The organism is Sphingomonas faeni, from assembly GCF_040407505.1.
GTDB classification, from domain to species: Bacteria; Pseudomonadota; Alphaproteobacteria; order Sphingomonadales; family Sphingomonadaceae; genus Sphingomonas; species Sphingomonas faeni_E.
Map to the genome: position 1 here is coordinate 83,908 of NZ_JAPZPQ010000008.1, position 22,830 is coordinate 106,737.

Sequence of the window (22,830 nt, forward strand, 5' to 3'; positions counted from 1 at the left end):
GGTCTCATTCTACCTGAGGCGCACCGGTCCGCCAGCCTCCGCCGAGCGCGCGAAACAACGCGACCTGCGATTGTGCCACGGCCAGATCGGATTGCGTTTGCGAAAGCGCTGCGGAGGTTGCGGTTCGCTGTGCGTCGAGCTGAATCAAGAAGGCGGCATCCCCCAGCCGCACACGTGCCGCGGCGCGCCGGGCATAGAGGTCAGCCTGTATCCGCGCAGTGGCGAGCGCGCGGTTGCGGCGCATCTCGGCATCATATGCGGCGAGCCCCGTCTCCACCTCCCGCAACGCCCGCAGCACCGCGACGTCCCAGCCGGCCAACGCCGCGCGCTCAGTCGCCCGTGCCTGTGCCAGCCGCGCGCGCGCCGGTGCCTGATTGGGCAAAGCCCAGCTGACCAGCGGCGTCGCGGTCGCCGCGAAGCCACCCGTCAGCAGACCGATCGCGCCGCCCAGATTGACGCGCGGATACAGGTCCGCCCGCGCGACGCCGATCCGTGCCGCGGCAGCAGCCAGCCGCCGTTCGGCTTCACGAATGTCGGGACGCCGCAGCAGCAGCGCCTGTCCGTCACCCACCGGGACGGATGCACGCAGCGCGGGCGGGTGGGCACAGGTGACAATCGTGGTGCGTGCCTCGGCGGGCGGCCGACCCTGCAACGTCGCCAGCCGGTAGCGCGCATTGGCCTGCGCCGCAGCGAACGGGTCCAGCGTCGCACGGGTCGTCTCCGCCAGACTGGCGGCCTGCGACACCTCCAGCGGCGAAACTTCGCCCGCGGCGAGCTGATCCCGGGCCAGCGCCACCGACCGGTCCTGCACGCGGACCTGTTCGCTCGCGACCGCCAGCGCCTGCGTCGCGCCGCACAGATCGACATAGGCGAGGACGGTATCAGCGACGACTGCGACACGCAGGCCGTCGAGTGCTGCTGCCTGCACCTCGGCATCGGCGCGGGCGGCAAGGGCGGACGAGCGCAGTCGGCCGAACAGGTCCGCATCCCAGCTGGCGGTGAGCGCCAGATCATAATCGGTCGTCGGCACGTTCGACGAGGCGCTGGGCTGTGCCGCGGTGCCATCGACGGTCAGCCCGCTCTCGATCGTAGTCTGCGGCAGTCGCGCCGCTTGCGCCTGCCGCAGCGCCGCCCGCGCGCCGTCGAGATTGGCATAGGCGACGCGAAGATCGGCGTTGGCGGCGAGGCTCGCCCGCACCAGCGCATCGAGCGCGGGATCGTCGTAGAGTCGCCACCAGTCGTCGGGCACCGGCGCGATCGTGGCCACCGGCAGCGTTGCGAACGGCCCGGTCGCGGTAGCCGGCGCAACCGTCGGCGAGGGCAGCGGCGCGGTCATGCAGGCGGACAGACCGCACGCGGCGAGGAGGGCGAAATGCTTCATGCCGTGGCCTCCGTCGTGGCAGCATCCGGCACCGGTTTCTCCTTGCCGAACCGTGCGTAAAGCGCAGGCATCAGAAACAGGTTGAGCGCGGTCGACGACACCAGACCACCCAGGATGACGATCGCCATCGGATGCTCGATTTCATGGCCCGGCGCATTGCCGGCGACGATCAGTGGCAGGAGCGCGAGGCCTGCGCACGCGGCGGTCATCAGGATCGGGATCAGCCGTTCCTCCGCACCACGCAGGATCAGCGCGGGACCGAACGCCTCGCCTTCGTGTCGGCGCAGATGATCGTAGTGCGACAACAGCATGATGCCGTTGCGCGCGGAGATGCCGATGACGGTCACGAAGCCGACCAGCGAGCCGAGCGACAGCACGCCCCCGGTCAGCGCGACGCCGACGACCCCGCCGACCAGCGCGAACGGCAGGCTGAGGCCGACCAGCGCAGTGATGCGGGTCGAGCGGAACTCCATCCAAACCAGCAGCAGGATACCGATCAGGCACAGCAACCCCGTGGTCCACAGCCGCTCGCGCGATTCCTTCAGCGAGGCATATTCACCCATCACCTTCGGGTGATACCCGGTCGCGAACGGTACTTGGCGCACAGCCGCCTCGACACCGCGGGCGACCGATCCGAGGTCGGCGCCGGCCACGTTCAGCGTCACGTCGATCCGACGCTGGCCATTCTCGCGCTTCACCTCGTTGGGGGCGGGAACGATGCGGACATCGGCGACATCGCGCAGGCGGACGGGGGCACTCGCCGGCGTCTGGATCATCAGGTCACGCAGCGCGTGCAGGTCGCCGCGCACCTTCGGCTCGCCCCAGAGCGCCACGTCGAAGGCCTTCTGGTCGCGGTAGATCTCGCCCAGCTTCTGCCCGGCCACCAGCGTCTGCGCCTGACGCCGCACCTCGCCGGCGGTCAGGCCCATCGTCGCGAGGTCTGCGGCACGCGGCACGATCTGGATCTGCGGCACCAGCACCTGCTGCTCGACCTTCAGGTCGGCGACGCCGGGGATGCCGGCGACCTTCGCGCGCACCCGTTCGGCCGCGGCCCGCAGCTCGCCCTGATCGGGTCCGAAGATGCGGACGACGACGGTCGCCCCGGCCCCGCTCAGCACCTCCTTAATACGCTCGCGCAGGTAGGTCAGCACGTCGCGGTACAGGCCGGGGTAGCCGTCGATCACCGCCTTGATGCGCGCGACGCTGGCGTCATAGGGCGCATTCTCGTCGAGGCTGATCCAAAGTTCGGTGAAGTTCGGCCCCACCACCTCGTCCGCCGCCTCGGCGCGGCCGATATGCGCGCCGAAGTTGCGGACGCCGGGGATGCTGCGCAGCTCCTTCGACGCGCGGATCGTGATCCGATCCATCGCCTCGATCGACGTCCCCGACTTCTCGACGAAGTGCATCAGGAAGTCGGTTTCACGGAAATCGGGGAGGAACTGGTCTTTGAACGATGCATAGCCGACGCCGGCGAGCATCAGCCCACCCGCGACGATCCCCATCGCCAGCGCAGGCCGCGACACCAGCTTCGGCAGCACCCCGGCATAGCGACGCTTCAGCCCCGCCACGAGCCGCGTGTCGCGCTCGTCGGTCAGCGGCGCGTTCGGCAGCAGGAACAGGCACAGCGCCGGTGTCACGACGAGTGCCACCAGCAGCGACGCGCCGATCGCCAGCACATAGGCGACGGCCAGCGGCTGGAAGAAGGTTCCCGCCACCCCGCCGAGGAAGAAGATCGGCAGGAACACCAGCATGACGATCAGCGAGGCGAACACCACCGCCGATCGCACCTCCAGCGAGGCGGAAAGCACCACGTCGAACGCCGATCGGGGATTGCCCGCCTCGCGGTTGAGCCGCAGCCGGCGGGCGATATTCTCGACATCGATGATCGCGTCATCGACCACCTCGCCCAGCGCGATGACGAGGCCGGCGATCACCATCGTATTGATCGTCGCCCCGCTCCACAGCAGCACCAGTCCTGCGCCCACGAGCGATAACGGGATCGCGACGAGGCTGATGACCGCCTGCCGCCAGTCTCGGGTGAACGCGAAGAGCACGATCGCCACCAGCAGGCAGCCGATCATCAACGCGCGGGTGAGATTGTCGATCGAGCGTTCGATGAAGGTCGCCGGACGGAAGATCGTCGTGTCGATCTTCACGTCGCGCAGGCCCGGCTTAAGCTCGGCAATGGCTGCCTCGACGGCATGGGTCAGCTGGAGCGTGTTGCCGGTCGGCTGCTTCTCGACGATCAGCATCAGGCCGGGGCCATCGTCGATGATCGCATTGCCGATCGGCGCGGCGAAGCCGTCCACCACGCGCGCGACGTCGCCGATCCGCACCGGTGCCTCGCCGCTCTGCTTGACGATCATGGCGGCAAGGTCGGCTGCGGTCTGCACCGCGCTGGTCTGTTGCACGGCGAGCCGCTGCTGCGCGGTATCGACGAAACCGCCCCCGCCGATCAGCACGGCATCGCCCGCCGCGGCACGGACTTCGGCCAGCGTCACACCCGCCGCGCGCAGCCGGTCGGGATCGACGAGGATCTGCAACTGGCGGTCGCGCAATCCCCAGATCGCGACATTGGCGACACCCGGCACCGCCATCAGCCGCGGCCGGATCGTCCAGCGCGCCAGCTCGGACAATTGCATCTGATCGAGCTTCTTCGACGAGATGCCGATCTTCATCGCCCGGCTGGTCGACGACAATGGGGGTAGCATCACCGGCGCGCGCGCGGCGGTCGGCAGGCGCGCCTGCACCTGCGCGACACGCTCCTGCACCAGCTGGCGAGCACGGATCACATCGGTGCCACGGTCGAACAGGATCTGGACCGACGACAGGCCCAGCACCGACTTCGACCGGAGTGTGGCGAGGCCCGGTACGCCGTTGACCTGCGTCTCGATCGGCACGGTGATGAGGCTTTCCACCTCTTCAGTCGACAGGCCCGGTGCCTCGGTCTGCACCTCCACCATCGGCGGAGCGAACTCGGGGAACACGTCGAGCGGGACATTGCCGCCGGCGCGAAGCCCCAGCACGACGAGCAGCGCCGCCCAGGCCAGCACCAGCACGCGCTGCGTCAGCGCGGCACGAACAAGCCAGCCGAGCATCAGTGCGGTGTCCCGAACTCGGTGCCGAACAACTCGGCCGCGCCGTCCGTCACGACCTCCGCGCCGCGCTCCAGCCCACGTGACAGGACCGCCCGGCCGTTATCGATGCTGGCCACCTCGATCCGCTGGCGGACGTAGGTGTCGGGCGCGGTGCGTCGATAGACCCATTCGCCGCCATGGATGTCCCGGACGATCGCCGCAGCCGGGATAGCAAGCCCCTCGGCGGTCCCACCCAGCGGCAGCGACACCGCGACCCGCTGGCCGACGCGCCACGTCCGCTCACGATTGTCGAGCGTGAAGAACAGATCGACGGTGCCGGCGACGGCGTTGGCGGAAGGCGGGGCCTGCACCGGTCGCGCGGATCGGGGTGCGGCGGTGTCATCGCCGAGTGGCCGGACGGTCGCAGATGCGCCCCGCGTGATGTCGCCGACGTCGCTGCCGAACACCGGGACACGCACCCAGACGCTTGCAGGGGTCGCCATCGCCGCAACGGGCGGACCGAGCAGGCGGCGCCCCGCGACCGCCGCGTCGGCTGCGGCCCGTGCCGTGGCGAGCGCTGCCGCTGCCTCGTCGCGAGCGCGGACGCTGCCGGCCTCTTCGCGAACCAGCGCCGACGCCCGGTTCAGCGCGATCGTCGCCAGTCGCACCAGCGCACGCGTCCGCGCGACCTCGCCGTCCGCTGCCGCCTGCGCGGTCCCGATCTGAGCGAGGTTGCTGGTCGATCCGGTCGGCACCCCCGCCGCACCGATCGGTGGCACGACGATCTCGCCGCTGGTGGCACGGACCTGCGCCGTCGTCCCGTCACCGACCGCCGCGACGCGGATACCAAGCCGCTGCACCGCTTCGGGAGTCAGTGTCAGCCGCAGCAGATCGGCCTCATGCGCGACCGCCTCCGCCTTGGCGGGTGGCTTCGGCGAGGGAGCCGGGTCGGTACCGCAGCCTTGCAGCAGAAGCGCGGAAAACAGGAGCGTGGCCAGCAGGGACGATCGGATCATCCGGACCGTCTATCCCGTCATCATTGGGGTGAGCTTGGCGGAACTATACAATGCCCCAATGTGACGGTGCAGGCTTCGCTGCGATCAGGACCGGGAGTAGATCGGGCTTCCACCCTGAGAGATGCCACCAATGACCCTGTCCGACGACGCGCGCAGCACCCTGGTCAAGGTTCCGGCGGTGACGCTCGGCTTCTGGATCATCAAGATCCTCGCGACGACGCTGGGCGAGACCGCCGGCGACACGGTCAGCATGTCGATGAACCTCGGCTATCTCGTCGGCAGCGCGATCTTCCTGAGCCTGCTGGTGCTGCTCGTCGTATTGCACATCAGGGCCGATCGCTATCGCCCCTTCCTCTACTGGGCGACGATCATCGCCTCCACCACCGCTGGCACCACGATGGCGGACTTCGCCACGCGGTCGCTCGGGATCGGCTATACCGGCGGATCGACGCTGCTGCTGGCCCTCGTGCTGGCATCGCTGTTCGCCTGGTATCGCGCGCTCGGATCGATCTCGGTCGATACCGTCCACGAACCGCGGGCCGAACTCTTCTACTGGATCACGATCACGCTGTCGCAAACGCTGGGCACGGCGCTGGGCGACTGGCTCGCAGACACTGGCGGGCTCGGCTATATCGGTGCGGCGGGCGTCTTTGCGGTCGGGCTGGCGCTGCTTGTCGCCCTCTATTTAATGACCGACATCAGCCGCGTCGCGCTGTTCTGGGCCGCCTTCATCCTGACCCGCCCGCTTGGTGCCGCAGTGGGTGACTTCCTCGACAAGCCGGTCGATCATGGCGGGCTGGCGTTCAGCCGGCCATTGGCGTCGATCGTACTCGCGGCTGCGATCGTGTTGCTGGTGGCGATCCTGCCGCGGCGCGCGGCCGGCACTCCTCACTGATCAAGCGTTGTTGAGTCCAACGAGCTGTACCTGGCTACTGCGGTTTCCCGCGAAGGAACGACGATCGAGACGGCACGGGGGTTCTCGGAATCGATGGTGTTCTGGGAATGCGAGAGCCTTCCCAGAACCTGTTGATTGATTGAAGCGAGAAACCCTCAGTTTCGTCGCGAGAGACTGTGTGTAGGCGCATGGGCTATTACCATGCGGCCGAATAGCCGTGCGATATGACACTGCATGGCGATGAAGCTGCGATCAGGGTACACAGGCGGGAATGCCACATCGCCCGCCAATGCCTGAGGAGCTACGATGAAACTGAGTGCCCGCAACCAGATTTCCGGTACGATCGTCTCGATCACACCCGGGGCCGTGAACGGCTCGATCAAAGTCGATATCGGGGGCGGCAACGTCGTCACCGCGAACATCACCGAAGAGGCCATCCAGGAGCTTGGTCTTGCAACAGGCGAGACGGTGACGGTGATCGTCAAGGCCAGCGACGTGATGATCGGCAAGTAACGTGAAGATCGGGCCGCTCTGGCTGAAGCTGCAGATCGCCTGCGGTGACGCGCTGGCGCTGGGGCCGGGGAAGGTCGATCTGCTCGTCGCAATTACGGCGCATGGCTCGATCTCCGCTGCCGCCCGCGCGTTGGGTATGAGCTATCGCCGTGCTTGGCTGTTGGTCGATGAGATGAACCGCTGCTTCGACCCTCCGCTCGTGGAAACCCTGCGAGGCGGCGGGTCGGAGCGGGGCGCGAGGATCACTCCCACCGGCACCGATGTCCTCGAAGCCTATCGTGAGATGGAGCGGGAGGCGGCGATGATCGCCGACCGGCCGGCCTATGCGCGCCTTCGCGCCAACCTGCGTTCCGAACCCCTTCCACCAGGCTGACCCGGCCGATCCTCTATATACGACCGAATATAGGCTCGATATACGCTCGAATATAACGAGCGGGGATACCCTCGCCAAAGGGGTTTCCATCAATGTCGAAGCGTTTTGCAGTGCTGCTGTGTGCTGTTGCCATGCCTGTCCTGACACCCTCCGCTTTCGCGCAATCCGCAGATGCCACGACTGCTGCGGACGCACCTGCGGCCAGCGAGGACGGCCTGCCCGATGTCATCGTCACCGCACGGCGCCGGACCGAGAACGCGCAAAAGGTGCCGGCCGCGTTATCGGTGGTGGGCGGCGACCTGATCGACCAGAGCTACACGGTCAACACGCAGGGGCTGACGACGCTGATCCCCAGCCTCAACTACAGCTCCGCCAATCCGCGCAACACCGCCTTCACGATCCGTGGCCTGGGATCGAGCGTGGTCGCGGTCAGCCAGGCGAACGACGGGCTGGAGCCGGGCGTCGGCTTCTATATCGATCAGGTCTACCACGCGCGGCCCGCGACGGCGGCGTTCGACTTCGCCGACATCGCGCAGGTCGAGGAATTGCGTGGACCGCAAGGCACGTTGTTCGGCAAGAACACAACGGCGGGCGCGCTCAACATCACCACGCGCGCGCCGACCTTTACCCAGGAAGGCTTCGCCGAACTGTCCTACGGGACGCGCAATTTCGTGCAGGCCAAGGGCTGGGTGTCCGGCCCGATCACCGACAGCATCGCCTACCGTATTTCGGGCGTATCGACGCGACGCGACGGCGTGATCGACAACATCCGCACCGGTCGCGACACCAACACGCTCGGCACGCAGGCGGTGCGCGGGCAGTTGCTGTTCAAGCCCGACGACACGATCCAGATGCGCGTCATCGCCGACTTCACCAACTTTCAGGCCTATTGCTGCGGACAGGTCTATTTGCGAACCGGCACGTCGTTGCGCGCCGCCAATCGCCAGTTCGGAGGCCCAACCGGCCTCGCTGCACAGTTTGGCTACACCCCCGCCAGCACCAACCCTTACGATCGCGTCACCGACATCGATGGACCACTCGGCGTCGATACCAACGAGGGAGGCGTCAGCGCGATTACCGACTGGAACCTCGGCTTCGCGACGTTGACCTCGGTCAGCGCATGGCGCTTCTGGAACTGGGATGCGGAGAACGATCGCGACTATACCGGCTTGCCCGTCCAGCTCTCGCAGCACATCCCCTCGCGGCAGGACCAGTACAGTCAGGAACTGCGCCTCGCCTCCAACGGCACCGGGCCGATCTCCTGGGTCGCCGGCTTGTACGGGTTCCGACAGAAGCTCGTGGGACGGCCGATCAGTATCTATGGCCCGGCTGCCGCGCGCTACCTGATCGGCACCACCACCGGGGCCGCGAACACGCCGGTGCCGTCGAACCTGCTCGACGGCTATGGTCAGGACGGCCGCACCGACTTCCGCAGCCTTAGCTATGCCGCCTTCGGCGAGGTCAACTGGCGGATCGTCCCGACCGTCACCGCCACGGTCGGGCTACGCTACACGCAGGAGGACAAGGACGGCTATTACACCACCACCGTCTCCGGTGGCCCGGTGACGACCAGCACCGCCCTCATCAATGCGCGCCTCGGCGTGCTACGCCCGCAGAGCTACGAAGCGCACGACAGCGACGGCAGCCTGTCCGGGCGCGGCAATATCGCGTGGCAGGCCACGGATAACACGATGGCCTATGCCAGCTATGCGCGTGGCTTCAAATCGGGCGGGATCAACATGTCGGGCCTGCCGCTCGACAACAACAACCGCCCGGTGCTGGCGACCGCCGTGGTGCGGCCGGAGCGCAACGAAACCTATGAGGTCGGGATCAAGAACACGCTGTTCGACCGACGCCTGATCTTCAACCTCGATGGCTTCTACACCAAGGTCCGCGACTTTCAGGCGACGGTTGTCGAGAACTCGCTGACGCAGACCGTCCAGCTTCGCGGCTATCTGTCGAATATCCCCGAGGTGACGGTGAAGGGGATCGAGGCGGATATCACTGCGATCATCCTGCCGGGCCTGAGCGCCCGCACCAGCTTCGCGTATTCGGACGGCGAATACAGCAACTATCCCGCCGGCCCTTGCCCGTTGGAGGTGCAGACCGCTGCGACGACGCAGTGCAGCCTCACCGGCCGCCGTCTGGCCTCGCTACCCCGCTTCGCGCTGACGGCCGGACTGGATTACACACGCCCCATCGGAAGCGGTGAGGTGTTCGCCCACATCGATACCGCGTCGCGCAGCGGCTATAACGGCGACCCAAGCCTGTCGCGCTTCACCTATATCCGTGGCTACAATCTGACCAACGCCAATATCGGCTATCGCTTCGCCGATGGGCTTGAACTGATCGTCTGGGCACGGAACCTGCTTGACGCCGACTACATCCAGAACCTGACGATCCAGGCGGGCAATTCCGGCCTGATCCTCGGGTCTCCAAGCGAGCCGCGCACGATCGGCGGGACGTTGCGCTTCCGGATATAGTGCGGCTTCCTGTTTCCCGATTAGGAACGGCCAGTGAGACGGTCGGACCATTCCCATTTGGATGGTATTTCGAAAATATCAGTCCGCACATTTCCGCAAGCCACATGTCGGGCGTAATGAGGTCATGAAACGATCGGTGCGAAATGCTCTACCCCATGTCATCGGATTCCAGCCGGCGTCGCCAGTAAGCGAGAACGTAGTGAATTCTGCCCTGCCGCTAATTTTCTCGCTTGGGATCGCTCCACCCAATCCACCATATTCCGCCGGCACCCTGCTGTCGGCGCTGTTGTCACGGTTGTCGCCAAGGACGAAGATTTGACCTGTGAGAACATGGTAGGGCGGCGTGTCATCCTCCGGGCCCGCGCCGAAGTCGAGGGTATCGTAGGTGGCACCTCCGGGCAGCGTCTCACGGAACACATGTAGCCGGCAGCGCAACGCTCCGTCGGCAGCCCTAACCCGAGTATAGCCTGCGAACCGCCGCTCGCCATCGGGATCATTGGGATCACAGCGAAAGTTGCCATCAAGCGGCATTAGCTGACTGCCCATGTCATGGGTTTCGACAGGCTTGCCGTTCAGCCACAACCGCCCGTGGATCATCTGGACGGTATCCCCGGGCAGGCCGACGACGCGCTTGATGAGATCCTCGCTTCTGCGTCCGCCGACAGGGGGTGTGAGGATGACGATATCGCCTCGCATCGGATAGCGGCCGAACAGCCTGCCACGCGCGAAGGGCAGCAGGTGGAAGCTTGGAGAGACGTAGGACCAGCCATAGGGATATTTGCTGACGATGAGCCGATCGCCGACGAGCAGTCCCGGCATCATCGACTCTGACGGGATATAGAACGGCTTGGCTATCAGGCTGTGGATGCCAAGAACGATCAGGGCGAGGAAAAACAGGCTTCGCACTTCGGCAAGCCATGACGATGCTGTTTCGGAAGGATGTGTCATGCAGCAAGTCCGTGCAGAAACCGCTGCCGCTGGCTAGCAAAGCCCTGTCCGGACGACACGACATTCGTGTCCGGACGGCACGAACACGGTCGTAGTCTGAGATTTGCCGTTATCTGGCGTCGAACTCGCGGCGGTCGATGACGCCATCGTGATTGCGATCAAGCTGCTGGAAAACGATCCCAGTTTCAGCGGTCGACCGAGCGATCGATGGTGCGGCGACTCCGAGCCCAAAGATCGTGCCAACGAGTCCGGCGATCACGACGCGCCCGAAGCGAAGGGGAAGTCGGGAAGGCGCGTTTCGCACCTCCATTTGATCGTCAATGAACAGACGGATCGCTTCGCTCGCGGTCCGTCCCTGATCCCGGCACCGCTCCATAAAAGCCGATTTCGCCTCATCGGACAGCCGGACCTCAATCGAGGCGTTCTTCTTGACTGGCTTCTTAGGCGTCACGGTGTGTCCCTCCGATATGCCACATCGATATGCCACGTTATCGCCGTCAGCTAGTCCCTTTGACACGTGCCTAATGCTTAAGCAGGTGTGCTGGATGGTAGGTTGCCGTCCTGTGGTGGCAATGCGTCGCGCAGCGATTAGATGATCGAAGCCCTCGGACCGGAAGCGAGTTTACCGATCCATACCAGGCGGTGTTCTCCTCATCGGAATTTGCATTTTCATGTCGAAATCGATGTCAGCACCCACTCGGCCTGCGATCCAGCAACGCGGGAACGGACAGAACCTCGATATCGGTCATCGTTTGGAGGTACGCCTCGATGAACGGCTTGTGCGAAGCGCCCACGATCAACAGGGCCTTCCCGCCCGGGATCGCGGCGGTCACTTCGCGCACGGTCGTTGCCATCCGCAGGTTCTGCGCCTCCCACGCCGCTACACGCTGGCGACCCAGGGCTCCCAGTGGGGAGCTCTGCTGCAACGTAAGCCACTGCGCCTGTGCATCCAGTCGGCCAAATTGAGCGGAGTTGAGCGCCCGGAAAACAGGCATGACGCGGTCCGGGGCATCAATGGCCAAGGCCTTGCTGCTGTAGGGCTTCAACGTGGGCGTAGCCTTGTTAAGCTGCGCGATCACGTCGGGCGACGCTTTGACAGCTTCTTCGAAGGCCTCATCGTCGGGCAGCGCTACATCGCTGAGATGGTCGCCAGCCCCGTAGAGGCGCGGACGGCCGAGCCGTACAGCCAGAGCAACGGCCATGGAGACGATCTCGCCGCGACCCACGCCAAACCGCTCAATCTTGGTTTTCATCGTCTCACTGACACCATCGCGCGCAAGCCGCTCGGCGGGATCGAGTTGTAACCACTGCGTCGTTGCGGAAAATGGCTCCCCCGCTGCAAGGAACAGGGCAGCAAGGCGGCGACGCTCGGATGCTGTCGGCTTGGTCCGCGCCATAAGGGTATTCGCCTGGGCCAGCGCGTCCGCCGCGCTGATCTTCAACGTCGCCTGAGCATCACGCGCGATCGCCAGCGTTGGTCCCGCCCATTTGCCGGCATCGCCGCGGACCGCCTTGTAGGCATCGATCGCGGCAAGCTGTTCGCCTGACATCGCCTCGGTCAAGATAACGTCGGGCGCATAGGCACGAAGGCGGCACATGACCGGCTCGAGCCATGCGGGGTCGAACGCTTCGGGCGCATTGTCGAGGTGCGAGACTCCGAGCACCATGACCCGCGTTGCGGGAGCGATCAAATGTTCTTTCGCCCGCCTGGGATCGAAGGCCTGCCCAGCGCACACAGGCGAGTATGGCGCGACGCCCGCGGCGCAGATCGCGAGTGAGAGGATGTAACGCTTCATGCCGGAAGGTCCCGTCGTCCTGCCGCCTGCGCCAGTTTGGCCAACGCAGCCGCCAGGATATCTGCACCGCCGTCTACACGAACGTCTGGTTCCAGCAACCATCGCGGCTGGTCGTGAACGTCATACACCGGCTCGGCTGAATATTGTAGTTGCAGCCCTGTTCGATCGAGCCTGAACGGGAACACGGCGGCCCCGACACGCATCATCGGTGTGCCGATGATCATCGCGCGGCCGATCCCGCGCATCCCCATCGGGAACCCCTCCGCCATACTTGCGCTCCAGCGGCTGGTCAGGACCGCGACCGGCTGGCGGTAGACGAAAGGGCCACGCGGCTCGACGACCTCGGTCCACGGCGCACTCAACCCATTTCCCTCCCGACGGCGCATACGGGCGTAAGGCCTCGTTTCGTTGATAAAGCGTCCCATGATCGGGCGGGCGATCGCGGTGTCACCACCTCCATTCTCGCGCACATCAATGATCAGGCCTGCAGTATCCTTGAAACGCAGCAGCGCGGCGTCGAATGCTGCGAGCACAGCGTCATCGGCAAAGCTCCGGATCACGATCAGACCAATGTTGCCGGCGAGCATCCGGCTCTCCACGTTCGCCAGGCTTACGGGTGTCTTGACCGGAACCATGAACTGTCGAACCTGCCCACTGGCCGAGCGCAGCGCCAAGGTGCGCGGGCGACCTCGCTGGCCTGAGACGGCGACATTGAGCGCGAAGGCCGTCGCTGCCGGATCCGGACGGGACAAACAGCGGGGCATCAACGTCGCGGCGATGTTCTGAACCGGGCGGCCGTCGACTGCGATCACCGTCTCTCCGGGACTGACGCCGACATCGGCCGCAGCAGAGCTGTCTCGGACGCTGGTGATGAGAGCGGCACCGTCTCGGCCGGGATCGATCCACATATCGAAATATGGGCCCCGCAGCGCGTCCGCTGGCGGATCGCTGAGATGCGTGTGAGCGTCATACAGCTCGCCGATGACTTTTCCTGCAACCACGACAAAATCATCGAGGGACTGAGCTGCCAGTGCCTGCGTTCGATACATCCGGCGGACCGCAACCCAGTCCGTCCGCTTCTCGCCGAAATAGCAATAGCGCTCCCCAAGCGTTCGCCAGAGTTCGTCGAAGTCCTCGACATAGGTGACGTCGCGGTCGGGCTCGGCCGCAGTGAGTGCCGACAAGGGCAGAACACTGGCCGCTGCCAGGGCCGCTCCGCGACCGAGAAGGAAACGACGATCGAGGAGGTGTTGCATGCGCCGGATCCCGTTGAATATGACCGGTGCTAATTAGCCGACTCTGCGGCTGCGGCTTGAACGTTATTGCTGTGCGTAGCGGCCTGGCGGCAAGCCCACGATACGCTGAAACTGTCGGGTTAGATGGCTCTGATCCGCATAGCCGACGGACAATGCAACGTGAGCGATCGATTCACCATCGAGCAACATGGCTCGAGCAGCGAAGATGCGCTTCTGATTTCGATAGGCCAGAGGGCTCAAGCCTATCGCCTTCTTGAAACTGCGCACGAGGTGGAACACGCTGAGCCCCGTCAGAGCGGACAATGTCTCGAGCCCGAAGCCTTCCGAGTAATGCCGATCGATGTAATCTCGAGCGAGTGCGATTGCCGCAGCTATGGTTGCATTGGCACGCACCGGGCGCACCTGCCCTGCCCCCAATGTACGCGTGATCGCCGCTAAGGCACTTTCCTGCTCGAGCCGCCCGGTGTCGGCAGCGAGCAATGCATGAGCCTGCTGTACCGCCTCATAAATCGCGGGATCGTTTGTGACAGGCGCCGCAAAAGTGAGCCGCGCTCCATGATCAGCATAGGGCGCGATCACTGCAGCGGGCAGATACAGCACGTTGTAACGCAGTATTCCTGAACCGATCGTCGCATTCGCATGCGTCTGCTCAGGATGAAGTCGCAAGACGGCACCGGCGGAAACGTGGTGTGCCACACCCTCGACTTTGAGAGCTTCCGCGCCTTCGCTCACCGCCCCAATAACATATTCTGCGTGGCTGTGCTCGGGGAAGCTGCGGTCGCGATAGGCAACGGAAACAAGCTCGACACCGGGCAGGAAACGCGGCCGCCAGAACTGCGCTCTATCCGGCTCGTCGCGTATTGTCATAGCATGACGGTAACGGAACACGACCATCGAGGCGAGACTGCCCGGAGACGATTTCGCATGCAGGCTGTGGCTATGAAGATGCTTAAGCGCTTACACCTGTTGACGCGGGATGTTTCGAGCTTCGTTGACGCCAGGAATATCGCTCTTGAGGATGTACAGCCCACCTGGCTCTTCATCAAACGTCAGCCGTCGTGTGTCGATATTTGCTGGCCGGACGAGCCACTGGTAGGACCGTTACCGACCGTCGCTATAGGGCGGCTAGCTCCGGGAGCTCATCTTGCGACTGAGACGACGTGAACTACTCGCTGCTAGTGCATGCGCCTGCCTGCCGAGTATCGTCCGGGCAGAAGGCAGGTCAACCAACGGTGCGTTTGGACTCATATGCTCGCGCGCAGGGATCTCCGGGCTTTTGTTGGAGGGAGAGAACGGAGCCGTCCTCAATCCAGCGTTTCGTTGGCATATCGGGTCCAACACGAAGGCAATGACCGCGGCCGTGTACGCTCGGCTTGTCGAACAGCAGCGGTGCCGCTGGAACGCCACAATCCCCGGTCTCTTTCCCTCGTTGAGCGTGCATCCGGCATGGGGCACCCTGACGGTTGAGGATCTGCTGAGCCATGCGGCGGGGCTCACCGACAGCTTCATCAATGGAGATTGGCTAGACGCGCGACGAGCCGATCCAGCCTCACCGCGCGACCAGCGGCGCGCGCTGGCACAGCGCATTCTGTCCGCACCGCCGCCTGAGACACATGGCGTTTACCGGTATGGAAACCTCAACTACGTTCTCGTTGGAGCCGCTATGGAGGAAGCGACTGACACGAGTTGGGAAAAGATCATGCGCAGCGAGCTGTTCGAACCGCTACGCATCGAAGAAGTCGGCTTTGGCGCCCCGCCCCGAAACGGCCCGTGGGGCAGAATGATAAGCGACGGCGCTATAACATCAATTGACCCGGCGGGAGTGGCGGACAATCCAGCCATCCTTTGGCCATCAGGCGGCGTGCATATCGCGCCTGCAAGCTACGCGCAGTTTATGAGTATCTTTCTGCGCACCGGATCGCCGCTGGTGCGCCCCGATACGCTTGCTCATCTTCTTACGCCAGCACAACCCGGCCTCGGTTATGCCGGAGGCTGGAGTTTAGAGGGCCCCACCCTATCGCCAGCCGACACGCTCGCGCACAATGGCTCGAACAGCTTCTGGTTCGCGACTGCAATCATCCAACGTCACGCCGGTCGAGGTTATGCCGCGGTAACGAACTGCGGGGGCGACCGGGGAGAGGTTACGACAACGCGCTTGATCGAAGCATTGCGCGGCAGAACGCCAGCAACATGATGATTTGAGAAGCGGTTGTCTCGCCGGTAAAACCCACCTCCAAACAGTTTCCTCCTTGGGTCCTCGACGCCCTGTGTCGATACGACCCACAAACAGACGTTCAGGCCCCTTCCCTCACTTCCCAACTTCGGACGCTGGTTCACCTTGCGAATGACCGATTTTGACGCCCGGCTATCCGCTCGCGAATGTCGTGATGGGGAGGATTGCGGACAGTCACGTATCGCCAAAATGTAGTTTAATGAGCCTCGTTATAAGATCGTCGTCGAGATTGATTATCGCTTCCGTGACCCCATGATGGCTCTTCGCAACGGATAGTCCGGATAGCCGTCAGCGATAAGGGTCTTCCAATCCCGACAAGATCATGTCCGCGTAAGTACGGCCGATATCTGCCGCGCTGACATCGCTCGTATCGGGCCGGAACCAGCGGTGAGTCCAGCCGATCACACCGAATATGCCATTGGCCACGATCCGTGATGGGCCCACGTTGCGTAGGCTCTTGTCGGCATAACCCTGCTCGATGATCGCAATCATGCTCTGCGTCGTCAGGCGATTGATCTCACGCATGTCGTTCGACCACGCCGAGCGAGAGTCGCTGACATGACCCAGATTCTCGCGAATGTAGATATAGAAGAGCGGGTAGTGGTCGCCATACGACGTCATCAGCGTCGTGATCAGGTCGCGAAGCTTGCGGCGGGGCGAGAGATCGCTCGTTTCGATCTGCTTGGCGATCGCGCAATTTCGCTCGACTACGGTGCGAACCACCTCGTCGAACAGCGCCTCTTTCGAGGAGACATAATAATAGAGCGAGGCACGGTCGACGCCCATCTCCTCAGCGACCGCAGCAATGCTTGCCCGTTCGAACCCCAGGCGATTGAAGACGCGCACCGCGGCTTCCGCGATTTCCTTGCGCTTGGTTTGGTAGGAGGCACTCGAATCGGTACGCGCCGCAGAGCGCCGGCGACCGATGCCGCTCTGTACCTCGGGCTTGCCCTGATGATCTTCGTCCATCGTCGCTCCATGAACCAGCCTGGGCGGTAGATCAAACACCGCCGCCTCAGGATCAACACAAGCGTTGACATCGCGCCGGTGAGAGGTGATCCTTCTGATATGAGCGCTTCTACCGAACTAGATCCCACTTTCGTATCCCTGCTCGCCGATCCAAGGGTAACGTTGCGCCCCCCGCCCCCAAGCCTCTCGATGAAGGATTATCGGCAAAGGCTCGACCGGCCAATGGCGGCGGTCGCAGGGCCCGCAATCTGGTCGGTTCGATCCGACGAGACCGAGGCCATCCGACGCCGCATCTATCGCCCCACTGCGCAAACACACGGAACGATCCTGTTCTTCCACGGCGGTGGCTTCGTTGTTGGATCGCTCGACACCCACGACGCACTGTGTCGCTCACTGGCTGCAGCAAGCGGTGCATCGGTAGTCGCCGTCGAGTATCGACTTGCCCCCGAAGCCCCCTTTCCCGCCGCATGCGATGATTGCCGCTCTGCCCTGCAACGAGTGGCGGGCATCGAGCCAGGTGACATCGGGAAGCTGGCGGTATGTGGCGACAGCGCGGGCGGCTATCTTGCTGCCATGACCGCATTGTACGCGGCCCGCCAAGGTATCCGCATAGACGCGCTTGGCCTGTTCTATCCCGTGGTCGCTCCGGCGTGCGAGACCGAGTCCTGGCGAACGCTGGGGGCCGATCACATGCTGACGCGTGATTGGATGCGTTGGGCCTGGGCGTCCTATCTGGGCGATGCCGGTTCGTTGGCGGCCGACGTCGACCTGCTGCGCGCAGATCTCGCCAGCTTGCCGCCGACCCACATCATCACAGCGGCCTTCGACCCCTTGCGTGACGAAGGCGAGGCGCTTGGCGCGGCAATTCGTACCAGCGGCGGGGTGGTGACGATGACGCGCTACGAAGGGATGATCCACGGCTTTGCAAGTCTGCCGATGCTAACGCCGATGGCCGACCGCGCGATAACCGAGATGAGTCGCAAACTTTTCGTCAACAACAGTGTTGACTGAGGAAGAGGCTGTGCGCATATTCCTGTCCTGCCCTGTGCCATGCCGCTCCGTCGCGGCGCGACACCAATGAAGATAGAGCCGATGGCCGACAGAATTGGACAGGATGCCCCCCTCTGGCTTGCAGAGGCCATCGCGCAGGCGAACATTCCGACGCTAGCCTGCGTGCTGGTGCAGTTGACCGGGGACCGGGAATGGATCGAGGGCCGGTTCGTGCCGACCCGTACGCGTGGGCTGGACGATAACGACGATGGCGGGCTGCCTGGCGCGCTACAGGACGAGATTCGAGCCGCAGCGACGACGGCGTTCGCGGCGTGGTTCGAGGGACGCCCTCCTGCCCTCGCCAATCCGGATGATGCGTTGCTGGTCGAGATGATGAGCGTGTCGTTGGGTGAGACTATCCCCGCGAGCTACGCAGCGATGATCAGGCATGAGCTTCAACTAACCGAGGGACAGCCTGCAATCGACGGCGCTCAGGATATAGCGCCGCCTCCGGGGTTTCGCGCGCTGATCATCGGCGCCGGCATTTCGGGAATGTGCGCCGCGGTACAATTCGCTGCGGCTGGTATCCCTTACACCATCCTCGAGCGGCGACCCGACCTCGGAGGCGTCTGGTTCGAGAACCGCTATCCGGGCGCAGCTTGCGACGTGCCGAGCCACCTCTATTCCTTCTCCTATGCGCCCTATGAATGGTCGCGTTATTTCGCGGGAAGTCGTGAGATTCACGCGTATCTGCAGGATGTCGCCGACCGCTTCGACATCCGCCGCCATATCCGCTTTGGTCTTGAAGTGACCGAGGCGCGCTGGGATGCAGACGCGGGTGAGTGGCAAGCCGACGTGATCGATGCCGATGGCAATTCGGAAACGCTGACCGCGAGCATGATCCTCAGTGGCGTGGGCGCGTTCAACAAGCCGCGATTGCCCGACATTCCCGGAATGGACCGGTTCGAAGGGCCGAGCGTGCATACCGCACGCTACCCTGAGGACGGGATCGAGCTCGCCGGCAAGAAGGTCGTGCTGGTCGGCAACGGCGCGAGCGCGATGCAAGTCGGGCCGGCAATCGTCGACAGTGTCGTGTCGTTGACGGTGGTAAACCGTACGCCTCAATGGGTCGCGCCGTTCCCGAAGTTCAAGCAGGCGATCCCAGAAGCGTTGCAGCATCTGATGCAGACGATGCCGCTGTACCGGCTCTGGTACCGATTGCGACTGAGCTGGGCGTTCAACGACAAACAGTATGAGGCGTTACGGCAAGATCCTGACTGGGACGGCCAAGGCAAATCGATCAACGCGATCAACGACTCCCACCGTCGCGGGCTGACCGCTTATATGACGGCGCAACTGGGCGAGCGGCAGGACCTGCTGCCCGACATGATCCCGTCTTACCCTCCGTTCGGCAAGCGCATGCTGCTCGACAATGGCTGGTACCGGATGCTCGCCCAACCGCATGTCGAGTACGTCAACGGTGCAGTGACCGAGGTCCTGCCGCACGCCATCGTGACCAGCGACGGGACGACACATGAGGCGGATGCGATCATCTGGGCGACCGGGTTCGACGTGGTCAACCTGCTGGCACCGATGCGCGTCGTCGGCTTGGACGGACGCGACCTGCATGGCGACTGGGATGGCGACGATGCGCGCGCGTATCTCGGGACAACGGTGCCGGGCTACCCGAACTTCTTCTGCCTGTACGGACCGAACACGCAATACGGGCATGGCGGAAGCCTGATCTCGGTGCTCGAACGGCAGATGCACTACGTCATGTCCTTGCTCCGCCAGATGTTCGCAAAGGGGATCGCGACGATCGATGTGCGGCAGGATGTCCACGACGCGTACAACGCAAAGGTCGACGAGACGCATGCCGGGCTCGTCTGGACCTATCCCGGCGTCGATGGCTATGTCCGCAATTCAAAGGGGCGGATCGTCGTCAACAACCCGTTCCGCATCCTCGACATGTGGCGGATGACCGATACCGCAGACCTAGACGACTACCACGTGACCCGTGAACGGGTGTCAGCATGAGCGTGGTGGTCGAACGCCGCGCCGCGGTGATGGTGATGACGATCGATCGGCCGGCGCAGCGCAACGCGGTCAACCGCGCCGTTTCGCTCGCTCTGGCCGAGGCGCTCGACGTGCTGGATGCGGATCCGACGTTACGCGTTGGAATCGTCACCGGCATGGGCGGAAATTTCTGTTCGGGAATGGACCTGAAGGCGTTCGTAGACGGCGAACGACCGGAACTCGAAGGTCGCGGGTTTGCCGGCGTCACCGAAAAACCGCCCGCAAAACCATTGATCGCTGCCGTCGAAGGCTACGCGCTGGCGGGAGGGTGCGAGTTGGCGCTCGCGTGCGACCTGATCGTCGCAGGCGATACCGCGATGTTCGGGTTGCCGGAGGTCTCGCGTGGGCTGGTCGCGGGATCGGGCGGGCTGGTGCGGCTACGCGAGCGCATCCCGCCAGCGATCGCGCTCGAATATGCGCTGACCGGCGCGCGAATGGACGCCGCCACTGCACACCGCTGGGGCTTGGTTAACCGGCTCGCGCTGCCCGGTAGTGCGCTGGAAGCCGCTCTGGCGCTGGCGAACGAGATTGCCGCGAACGCACCGCTGTCGGTGATGGCGAGCAAGCAGATCATGGCCGCGTCGCCCGACTGGCCGCTTGATCGACGGTGGGACCTGCAACGCGACATGGTCGAGACCGTGCTCGCTTCCGCCGATGCGCAAGAGGGCGCGCGGGCCTTTGCGGACAAACGCGCGCCGGTCTGGCTCGGCGAATGACCCACAATCGCAAATCCGCTGCAACGGAAGAGAGGATGTGACGTGACGGACGATATCGCAGTGATCGGCGGCGGCACGATGGGCGTGGGTATCGCCTATGTTGCAGCGTTGGCCGGACGAAGGGTCCACGTCGTCGAACCAGACGCGACGCGCGCTGCGATTATGGCGCGAACGGTCGAGACCACGCTGGCGGGGGCAGTGTCGCGTGGCAAGTTGGACGCCGATGCAGCCGAAGCTACCGCCGCCCGCGTCGTTCGCGTCGAGACGATGAAGGCAATTCCCGAAGGCCTGGCGCTGATCGTCGAATCCGTACCCGAGCGGCTGGATCTCAAGCGTGACGTCCTCTCTAGCGCGTCCGCCAGGTCCCCCCAGTTACTCGCCACCAACACCAGCGCGATGTCGATCGACGTGCTGGCGGAAAGCGTACGGGATCCGTCGACGTTCCTCGGGCTGCATTTCTTCAATCCGGTCTGGTCAATCAAGCTTCTCGAGATCGTGCAGGGCGCCGCCACCTCTTCGGACGCGCTCGCGCAGGCCCGTACATTCGGCAAGGCGATCGGCAAAGAGACAATCACGGTGCGCGACGTACCGGGGTTCGCGACCAGCCGGCTCGACTTCGCGGCGTCTCTGGAAGCGATACGGATGCTCGAGGACGGCGTCGCCAGCGCGGACGATATCGATCGCGCCGCAGTGCTCGCCTATCGCCACCCGGTCGGCCCGTTGCGGCTGAGCGATATCGTCGGCCTCGACGTTCGGCTGGAGGTCGCACGCGCGCTGGAGGCAGCGCACGGGCCACGCTTCGCACCGCCAGCTATGCTTGCGAAAATGGTCGCCGAGGGCCGGCTCGGCGCAAAATCTGGGCACGGTTTCTTCGACTGGCCTGCCTGACATTCCATAAGATCCACAAGGAACGCACCGCATGTCCGCTCAACCAATGTTCTTCTCCCCCCTAGTCGACACCGCCGATCACCACCGCGAACTGCGCGAAAGCGTCGCCAAGCTGGTCGGCAAGTTCGGCCGCAAATATTATCAGCAATGCGTCAAGAGCGGTGAAGAACCGGTCGAACTCTGGCGTGCGCTGGGCGAGGCCGGGTTTCTCGGCGTGCACATCTCAGAAGAGCATGGCGGCAGCGGCGGCGGGATCGGCGACTATAACGTCGTGATCGAGGAGTGTGCTGCGCAGGGATGCCCGTTGCTTTCGCTGGTCATCAATTCGATCACGGCGCCGATCATCGCTGCGCATGGTTCGCCCGAGATGAAGGCCGAATGGCTGCCGGGCATCGCCAACGGTACCAAGAAGATCTGCTTCGCGATCACCGAGCCGGATGCGGGCTCCAACACGCACAAGGTGAAGACTGGTATCGTGTCCAACGGCGACGGGTTCGTCCTCAACGGCTCTAAATACTGGACGTCGGGAATCGACGTGTCGGACGCGGTAATGATCGTCGCCCGCGATCCGGAGATGGAGACGGGCGACGGGCGCTCAGCACTGTCGCTGTTCCTGCTGCCGACCAGCGCACCGGGGCTCAGCTACCAGCCGATCGATGCCGCGGTGATGACGCCCGAGAAGCAGTTCACGACCTTTTACGACGACATCCAGCTCGACGCATCGATGCTGATCGGCACGCGCGGTGCGGGCCTGAAACAGGTGTTCGTCGGACTGAACCCTGAGCGGGTAGCAGCAGCGGCGATCAACAACGGCATTTCGCGGTTTGCGCTCGACAAGGCGGCGCAGTACGCGCGCGATCGCAGCGTGTGGAAGACACCGATCGGCCAGCACCAGGGCGTCGCGCACCCCCTCGCCGAGGCGTATATCAACGTCCAGGCGGCGCGTCTGCTGAATGCGCGTGCAGCGCAGCTGTACGACCAGGGCGAGGATGCTGCCGAAGCCGCGAACATGGCAAAGTTCGCCGGCGCCGAGGCGTCGCTGAAGGCACTCGACCAGGCGATCCAGACGCATGGCGGCAATGGGCTGAGCTACGAGTACGGGCTTGCCGACCTGTGGTTCATCGCCCGGTTGCACAAGACCGCGCCCGTCAGTCGCGAGATGATCCTGAACCACGTTGCGCAACACAGCCTTGGCCTGCCGAAAAGCTACTAAGGAGCGA

Annotated in this window: 19 protein-coding genes; 10 read left to right on the forward strand and 9 right to left on the reverse strand. The window is 64.3% G+C overall.

Features of this window, described 5'->3' with window-relative positions; genetic code table 11:
- Positions 1-4: 4 nt before the first annotated feature.
- From O6X71_RS18725 to O6X71_RS18735, 3 genes are read right to left on the reverse strand one after another with little or no spacing between them, the layout of a single operon-like run.
- Entirely contained in the window at positions 5-1,381 is a 1,377-nt protein-coding gene (locus O6X71_RS18725; RefSeq protein ID WP_353467204.1) for an efflux transporter outer membrane subunit, read from the reverse strand.
- Positions 1,378-4,479, reverse strand: a complete 3,102-nt coding sequence (locus O6X71_RS18730) for an efflux RND transporter permease subunit (RefSeq protein ID WP_353467205.1) — start codon at positions 4,477-4,479, stop codon at positions 1,378-1,380. The genes O6X71_RS18725 and O6X71_RS18730 overlap by 4 nt, the downstream gene beginning before the upstream one ends.
- Positions 4,479-5,474, reverse strand: a complete 996-nt coding sequence (locus O6X71_RS18735; RefSeq protein ID WP_353467206.1) for an efflux RND transporter periplasmic adaptor subunit — start codon at positions 5,472-5,474, stop codon at positions 4,479-4,481. The genes O6X71_RS18730 and O6X71_RS18735 overlap by 1 nt, the downstream gene beginning before the upstream one ends.
- A 130-nt stretch (positions 5,475-5,604) precedes the next feature.
- On the opposite strand from O6X71_RS18735, the gene O6X71_RS18740 reads away from it, so the two are divergent.
- The 4 genes from O6X71_RS18740 (at position 5,605) to O6X71_RS18755 (ending at position 9,738) form a co-directional block, all read left to right on the forward strand.
- Complete coding sequence (locus tag O6X71_RS18740) at positions 5,605-6,369, forward strand: COG4705 family protein (protein ID WP_151990353.1); 765 nt, start codon at positions 5,605-5,607, stop codon at positions 6,367-6,369.
- A 306-nt stretch (positions 6,370-6,675) separates the two neighbouring features.
- Positions 6,676-6,882 carry a TOBE domain-containing protein gene (locus tag O6X71_RS18745; RefSeq protein WP_353467207.1) on the forward strand — a complete coding sequence of 69 codons (207 nt, stop codon included), beginning with the start codon at positions 6,676-6,678 and terminating at the stop codon, positions 6,880-6,882.
- Position 6,883: 1 nt separating this feature from the next.
- Positions 6,884-7,255 (forward strand): winged helix-turn-helix domain-containing protein, encoded by a 372-nt coding sequence (locus O6X71_RS18750; protein WP_353467208.1) that lies wholly within the window; start codon positions 6,884-6,886, stop codon positions 7,253-7,255.
- Positions 7,256-7,347: 92 nt separating this feature from the next.
- Complete coding sequence (locus O6X71_RS18755; protein ID WP_353467209.1) at positions 7,348-9,738, forward strand: TonB-dependent receptor; 2,391 nt, start codon at positions 7,348-7,350, stop codon at positions 9,736-9,738.
- 78 nt (positions 9,739-9,816) lie between these two features.
- Here the strand turns inward: O6X71_RS18755 and lepB are convergent, their stop codons facing one another.
- From lepB to O6X71_RS18780, 5 genes are all read right to left on the reverse strand, one after another.
- Positions 9,817-10,686, reverse strand: a complete 870-nt coding sequence (gene lepB / locus O6X71_RS18760) for a signal peptidase I (RefSeq protein WP_353467210.1) — start codon at positions 10,684-10,686, stop codon at positions 9,817-9,819.
- Between the two features lie 109 nt (positions 10,687-10,795).
- On the reverse strand, positions 10,796-11,137 hold the full coding sequence (locus O6X71_RS18765; RefSeq protein ID WP_353467211.1) for a hypothetical protein: 342 nt from the start codon (positions 11,135-11,137) through the stop codon (positions 10,796-10,798).
- 235 nt (positions 11,138-11,372) lie between these two features.
- Entirely contained in the window at positions 11,373-12,482 is a 1,110-nt protein-coding gene (locus O6X71_RS18770) for a DUF5694 domain-containing protein (protein ID WP_353467212.1), read from the reverse strand.
- The gene (locus O6X71_RS18775; protein WP_353467213.1) at positions 12,479-13,738 is read right to left on the reverse strand and encodes a S41 family peptidase; all 1,260 of its coding nucleotides are present in this window, start codon (positions 13,736-13,738) and stop codon (positions 12,479-12,481) included. Before O6X71_RS18775 ends, O6X71_RS18770 begins: the two co-directional genes overlap by 4 nt.
- 63 nt (positions 13,739-13,801) lie before the next feature.
- Positions 13,802-14,605, reverse strand: coding sequence for a helix-turn-helix transcriptional regulator (locus O6X71_RS18780; RefSeq protein WP_353467214.1), 804 nt, complete (start codon positions 14,603-14,605; stop codon positions 13,802-13,804).
- Positions 14,606-15,017: 412 nt separating this feature from the next.
- Here O6X71_RS18780 and O6X71_RS18785 point away from each other — a divergent pair, with 412 nt between their 5' ends.
- Positions 15,018-15,932: a serine hydrolase domain-containing protein gene (locus O6X71_RS18785; RefSeq protein WP_353467232.1), complete on the forward strand. Its 915-nt coding sequence runs from the start codon at positions 15,018-15,020 to the stop codon at positions 15,930-15,932.
- Positions 15,933-16,259: 327 nt separating this feature from the next.
- Here the strand turns inward: O6X71_RS18785 and O6X71_RS18790 are convergent, their stop codons facing one another.
- Positions 16,260-16,940, reverse strand: a complete 681-nt coding sequence (locus O6X71_RS18790; RefSeq protein WP_056025063.1) for a TetR/AcrR family transcriptional regulator — start codon at positions 16,938-16,940, stop codon at positions 16,260-16,262.
- 189 nt (positions 16,941-17,129) lie between these two features.
- Between O6X71_RS18790 and O6X71_RS18795 the strand changes: the two genes are divergently transcribed.
- The 5 genes from O6X71_RS18795 (at position 17,130) to O6X71_RS18815 (ending at position 22,823) form a co-directional block, all read left to right on the forward strand.
- Positions 17,130-17,951, forward strand: a complete 822-nt coding sequence (locus O6X71_RS18795; protein ID WP_162235501.1) for an alpha/beta hydrolase — start codon at positions 17,130-17,132, stop codon at positions 17,949-17,951.
- Between the two features lie 81 nt (positions 17,952-18,032).
- On the forward strand, positions 18,033-19,967 hold the full coding sequence (locus O6X71_RS18800; RefSeq protein ID WP_353467215.1) for a flavin-containing monooxygenase: 1,935 nt from the start codon (positions 18,033-18,035) through the stop codon (positions 19,965-19,967).
- Positions 19,964-20,722 (forward strand): crotonase/enoyl-CoA hydratase family protein, encoded by a 759-nt coding sequence (locus O6X71_RS18805; protein WP_353467216.1) that lies wholly within the window; start codon positions 19,964-19,966, stop codon positions 20,720-20,722. Before O6X71_RS18800 ends, O6X71_RS18805 begins: the two co-directional genes overlap by 4 nt.
- Positions 20,723-20,764: 42 nt before the next feature.
- A complete protein-coding gene (locus O6X71_RS18810) occupies positions 20,765-21,610 on the forward strand; it encodes a 3-hydroxyacyl-CoA dehydrogenase family protein (protein ID WP_056025057.1) in 846 nt (281 codons plus the stop codon).
- Between the two features lie 31 nt (positions 21,611-21,641).
- Positions 21,642-22,823, forward strand: coding sequence for an acyl-CoA dehydrogenase family protein (locus tag O6X71_RS18815; protein WP_082445142.1), 1,182 nt, complete (start codon positions 21,642-21,644; stop codon positions 22,821-22,823).
- Positions 22,824-22,830: the final 7 nt, after the last annotated feature.

Excerpts from the sequence above, each read along its gene's own strand:
- O6X71_RS18755 (WP_353467209.1), top strand. The coding sequence starts at position 7,348 with ATGTCGAAGCGTTTTGCAGTGCTGCTGTGTGCTGTTGCCATGCCTGTC.
- O6X71_RS18815 (WP_082445142.1), top strand. The coding sequence starts at position 21,642 with ATGTCCGCTCAACCAATGTTCTTCTCCCCCCTAGTCGACACCGCCGAT.
- O6X71_RS18735 (WP_353467206.1), bottom strand. The coding sequence starts at position 5,474 with ATGATCCGATCGTCCCTGCTGGCCACGCTCCTGTTTTCCGCGCTTCTG.
- O6X71_RS18745 (WP_353467207.1), top strand. The coding sequence starts at position 6,676 with ATGAAACTGAGTGCCCGCAACCAGATTTCCGGTACGATCGTCTCGATC.
- O6X71_RS18800 (WP_353467215.1), top strand. The coding sequence starts at position 18,033 with ATGGCCGACAGAATTGGACAGGATGCCCCCCTCTGGCTTGCAGAGGCC.
- lepB (WP_353467210.1), bottom strand. The coding sequence starts at position 10,686 with ATGACACATCCTTCCGAAACAGCATCGTCATGGCTTGCCGAAGTGCGA.
- O6X71_RS18770 (WP_353467212.1), bottom strand. The coding sequence starts at position 12,482 with ATGAAGCGTTACATCCTCTCACTCGCGATCTGCGCCGCGGGCGTCGCG.
- O6X71_RS18780 (WP_353467214.1), bottom strand. The coding sequence starts at position 14,605 with ATGACAATACGCGACGAGCCGGATAGAGCGCAGTTCTGGCGGCCGCGT.
- O6X71_RS18790 (WP_056025063.1), bottom strand. The coding sequence starts at position 16,940 with ATGGACGAAGATCATCAGGGCAAGCCCGAGGTACAGAGCGGCATCGGT.
- O6X71_RS18730 (WP_353467205.1), bottom strand. The coding sequence starts at position 4,479 with ATGCTCGGCTGGCTTGTTCGTGCCGCGCTGACGCAGCGCGTGCTGGTG.
- O6X71_RS18725 (WP_353467204.1), bottom strand. The coding sequence starts at position 1,381 with ATGAAGCATTTCGCCCTCCTCGCCGCGTGCGGTCTGTCCGCCTGCATG.
- O6X71_RS18795 (WP_162235501.1), top strand. The coding sequence starts at position 17,130 with ATGAAGGATTATCGGCAAAGGCTCGACCGGCCAATGGCGGCGGTCGCA.
- O6X71_RS18805 (WP_353467216.1), top strand. The coding sequence starts at position 19,964 with ATGAGCGTGGTGGTCGAACGCCGCGCCGCGGTGATGGTGATGACGATC.
- O6X71_RS18740 (WP_151990353.1), top strand. The coding sequence starts at position 5,605 with ATGACCCTGTCCGACGACGCGCGCAGCACCCTGGTCAAGGTTCCGGCG.
- O6X71_RS18775 (WP_353467213.1), bottom strand. The coding sequence starts at position 13,738 with ATGCAACACCTCCTCGATCGTCGTTTCCTTCTCGGTCGCGGAGCGGCC.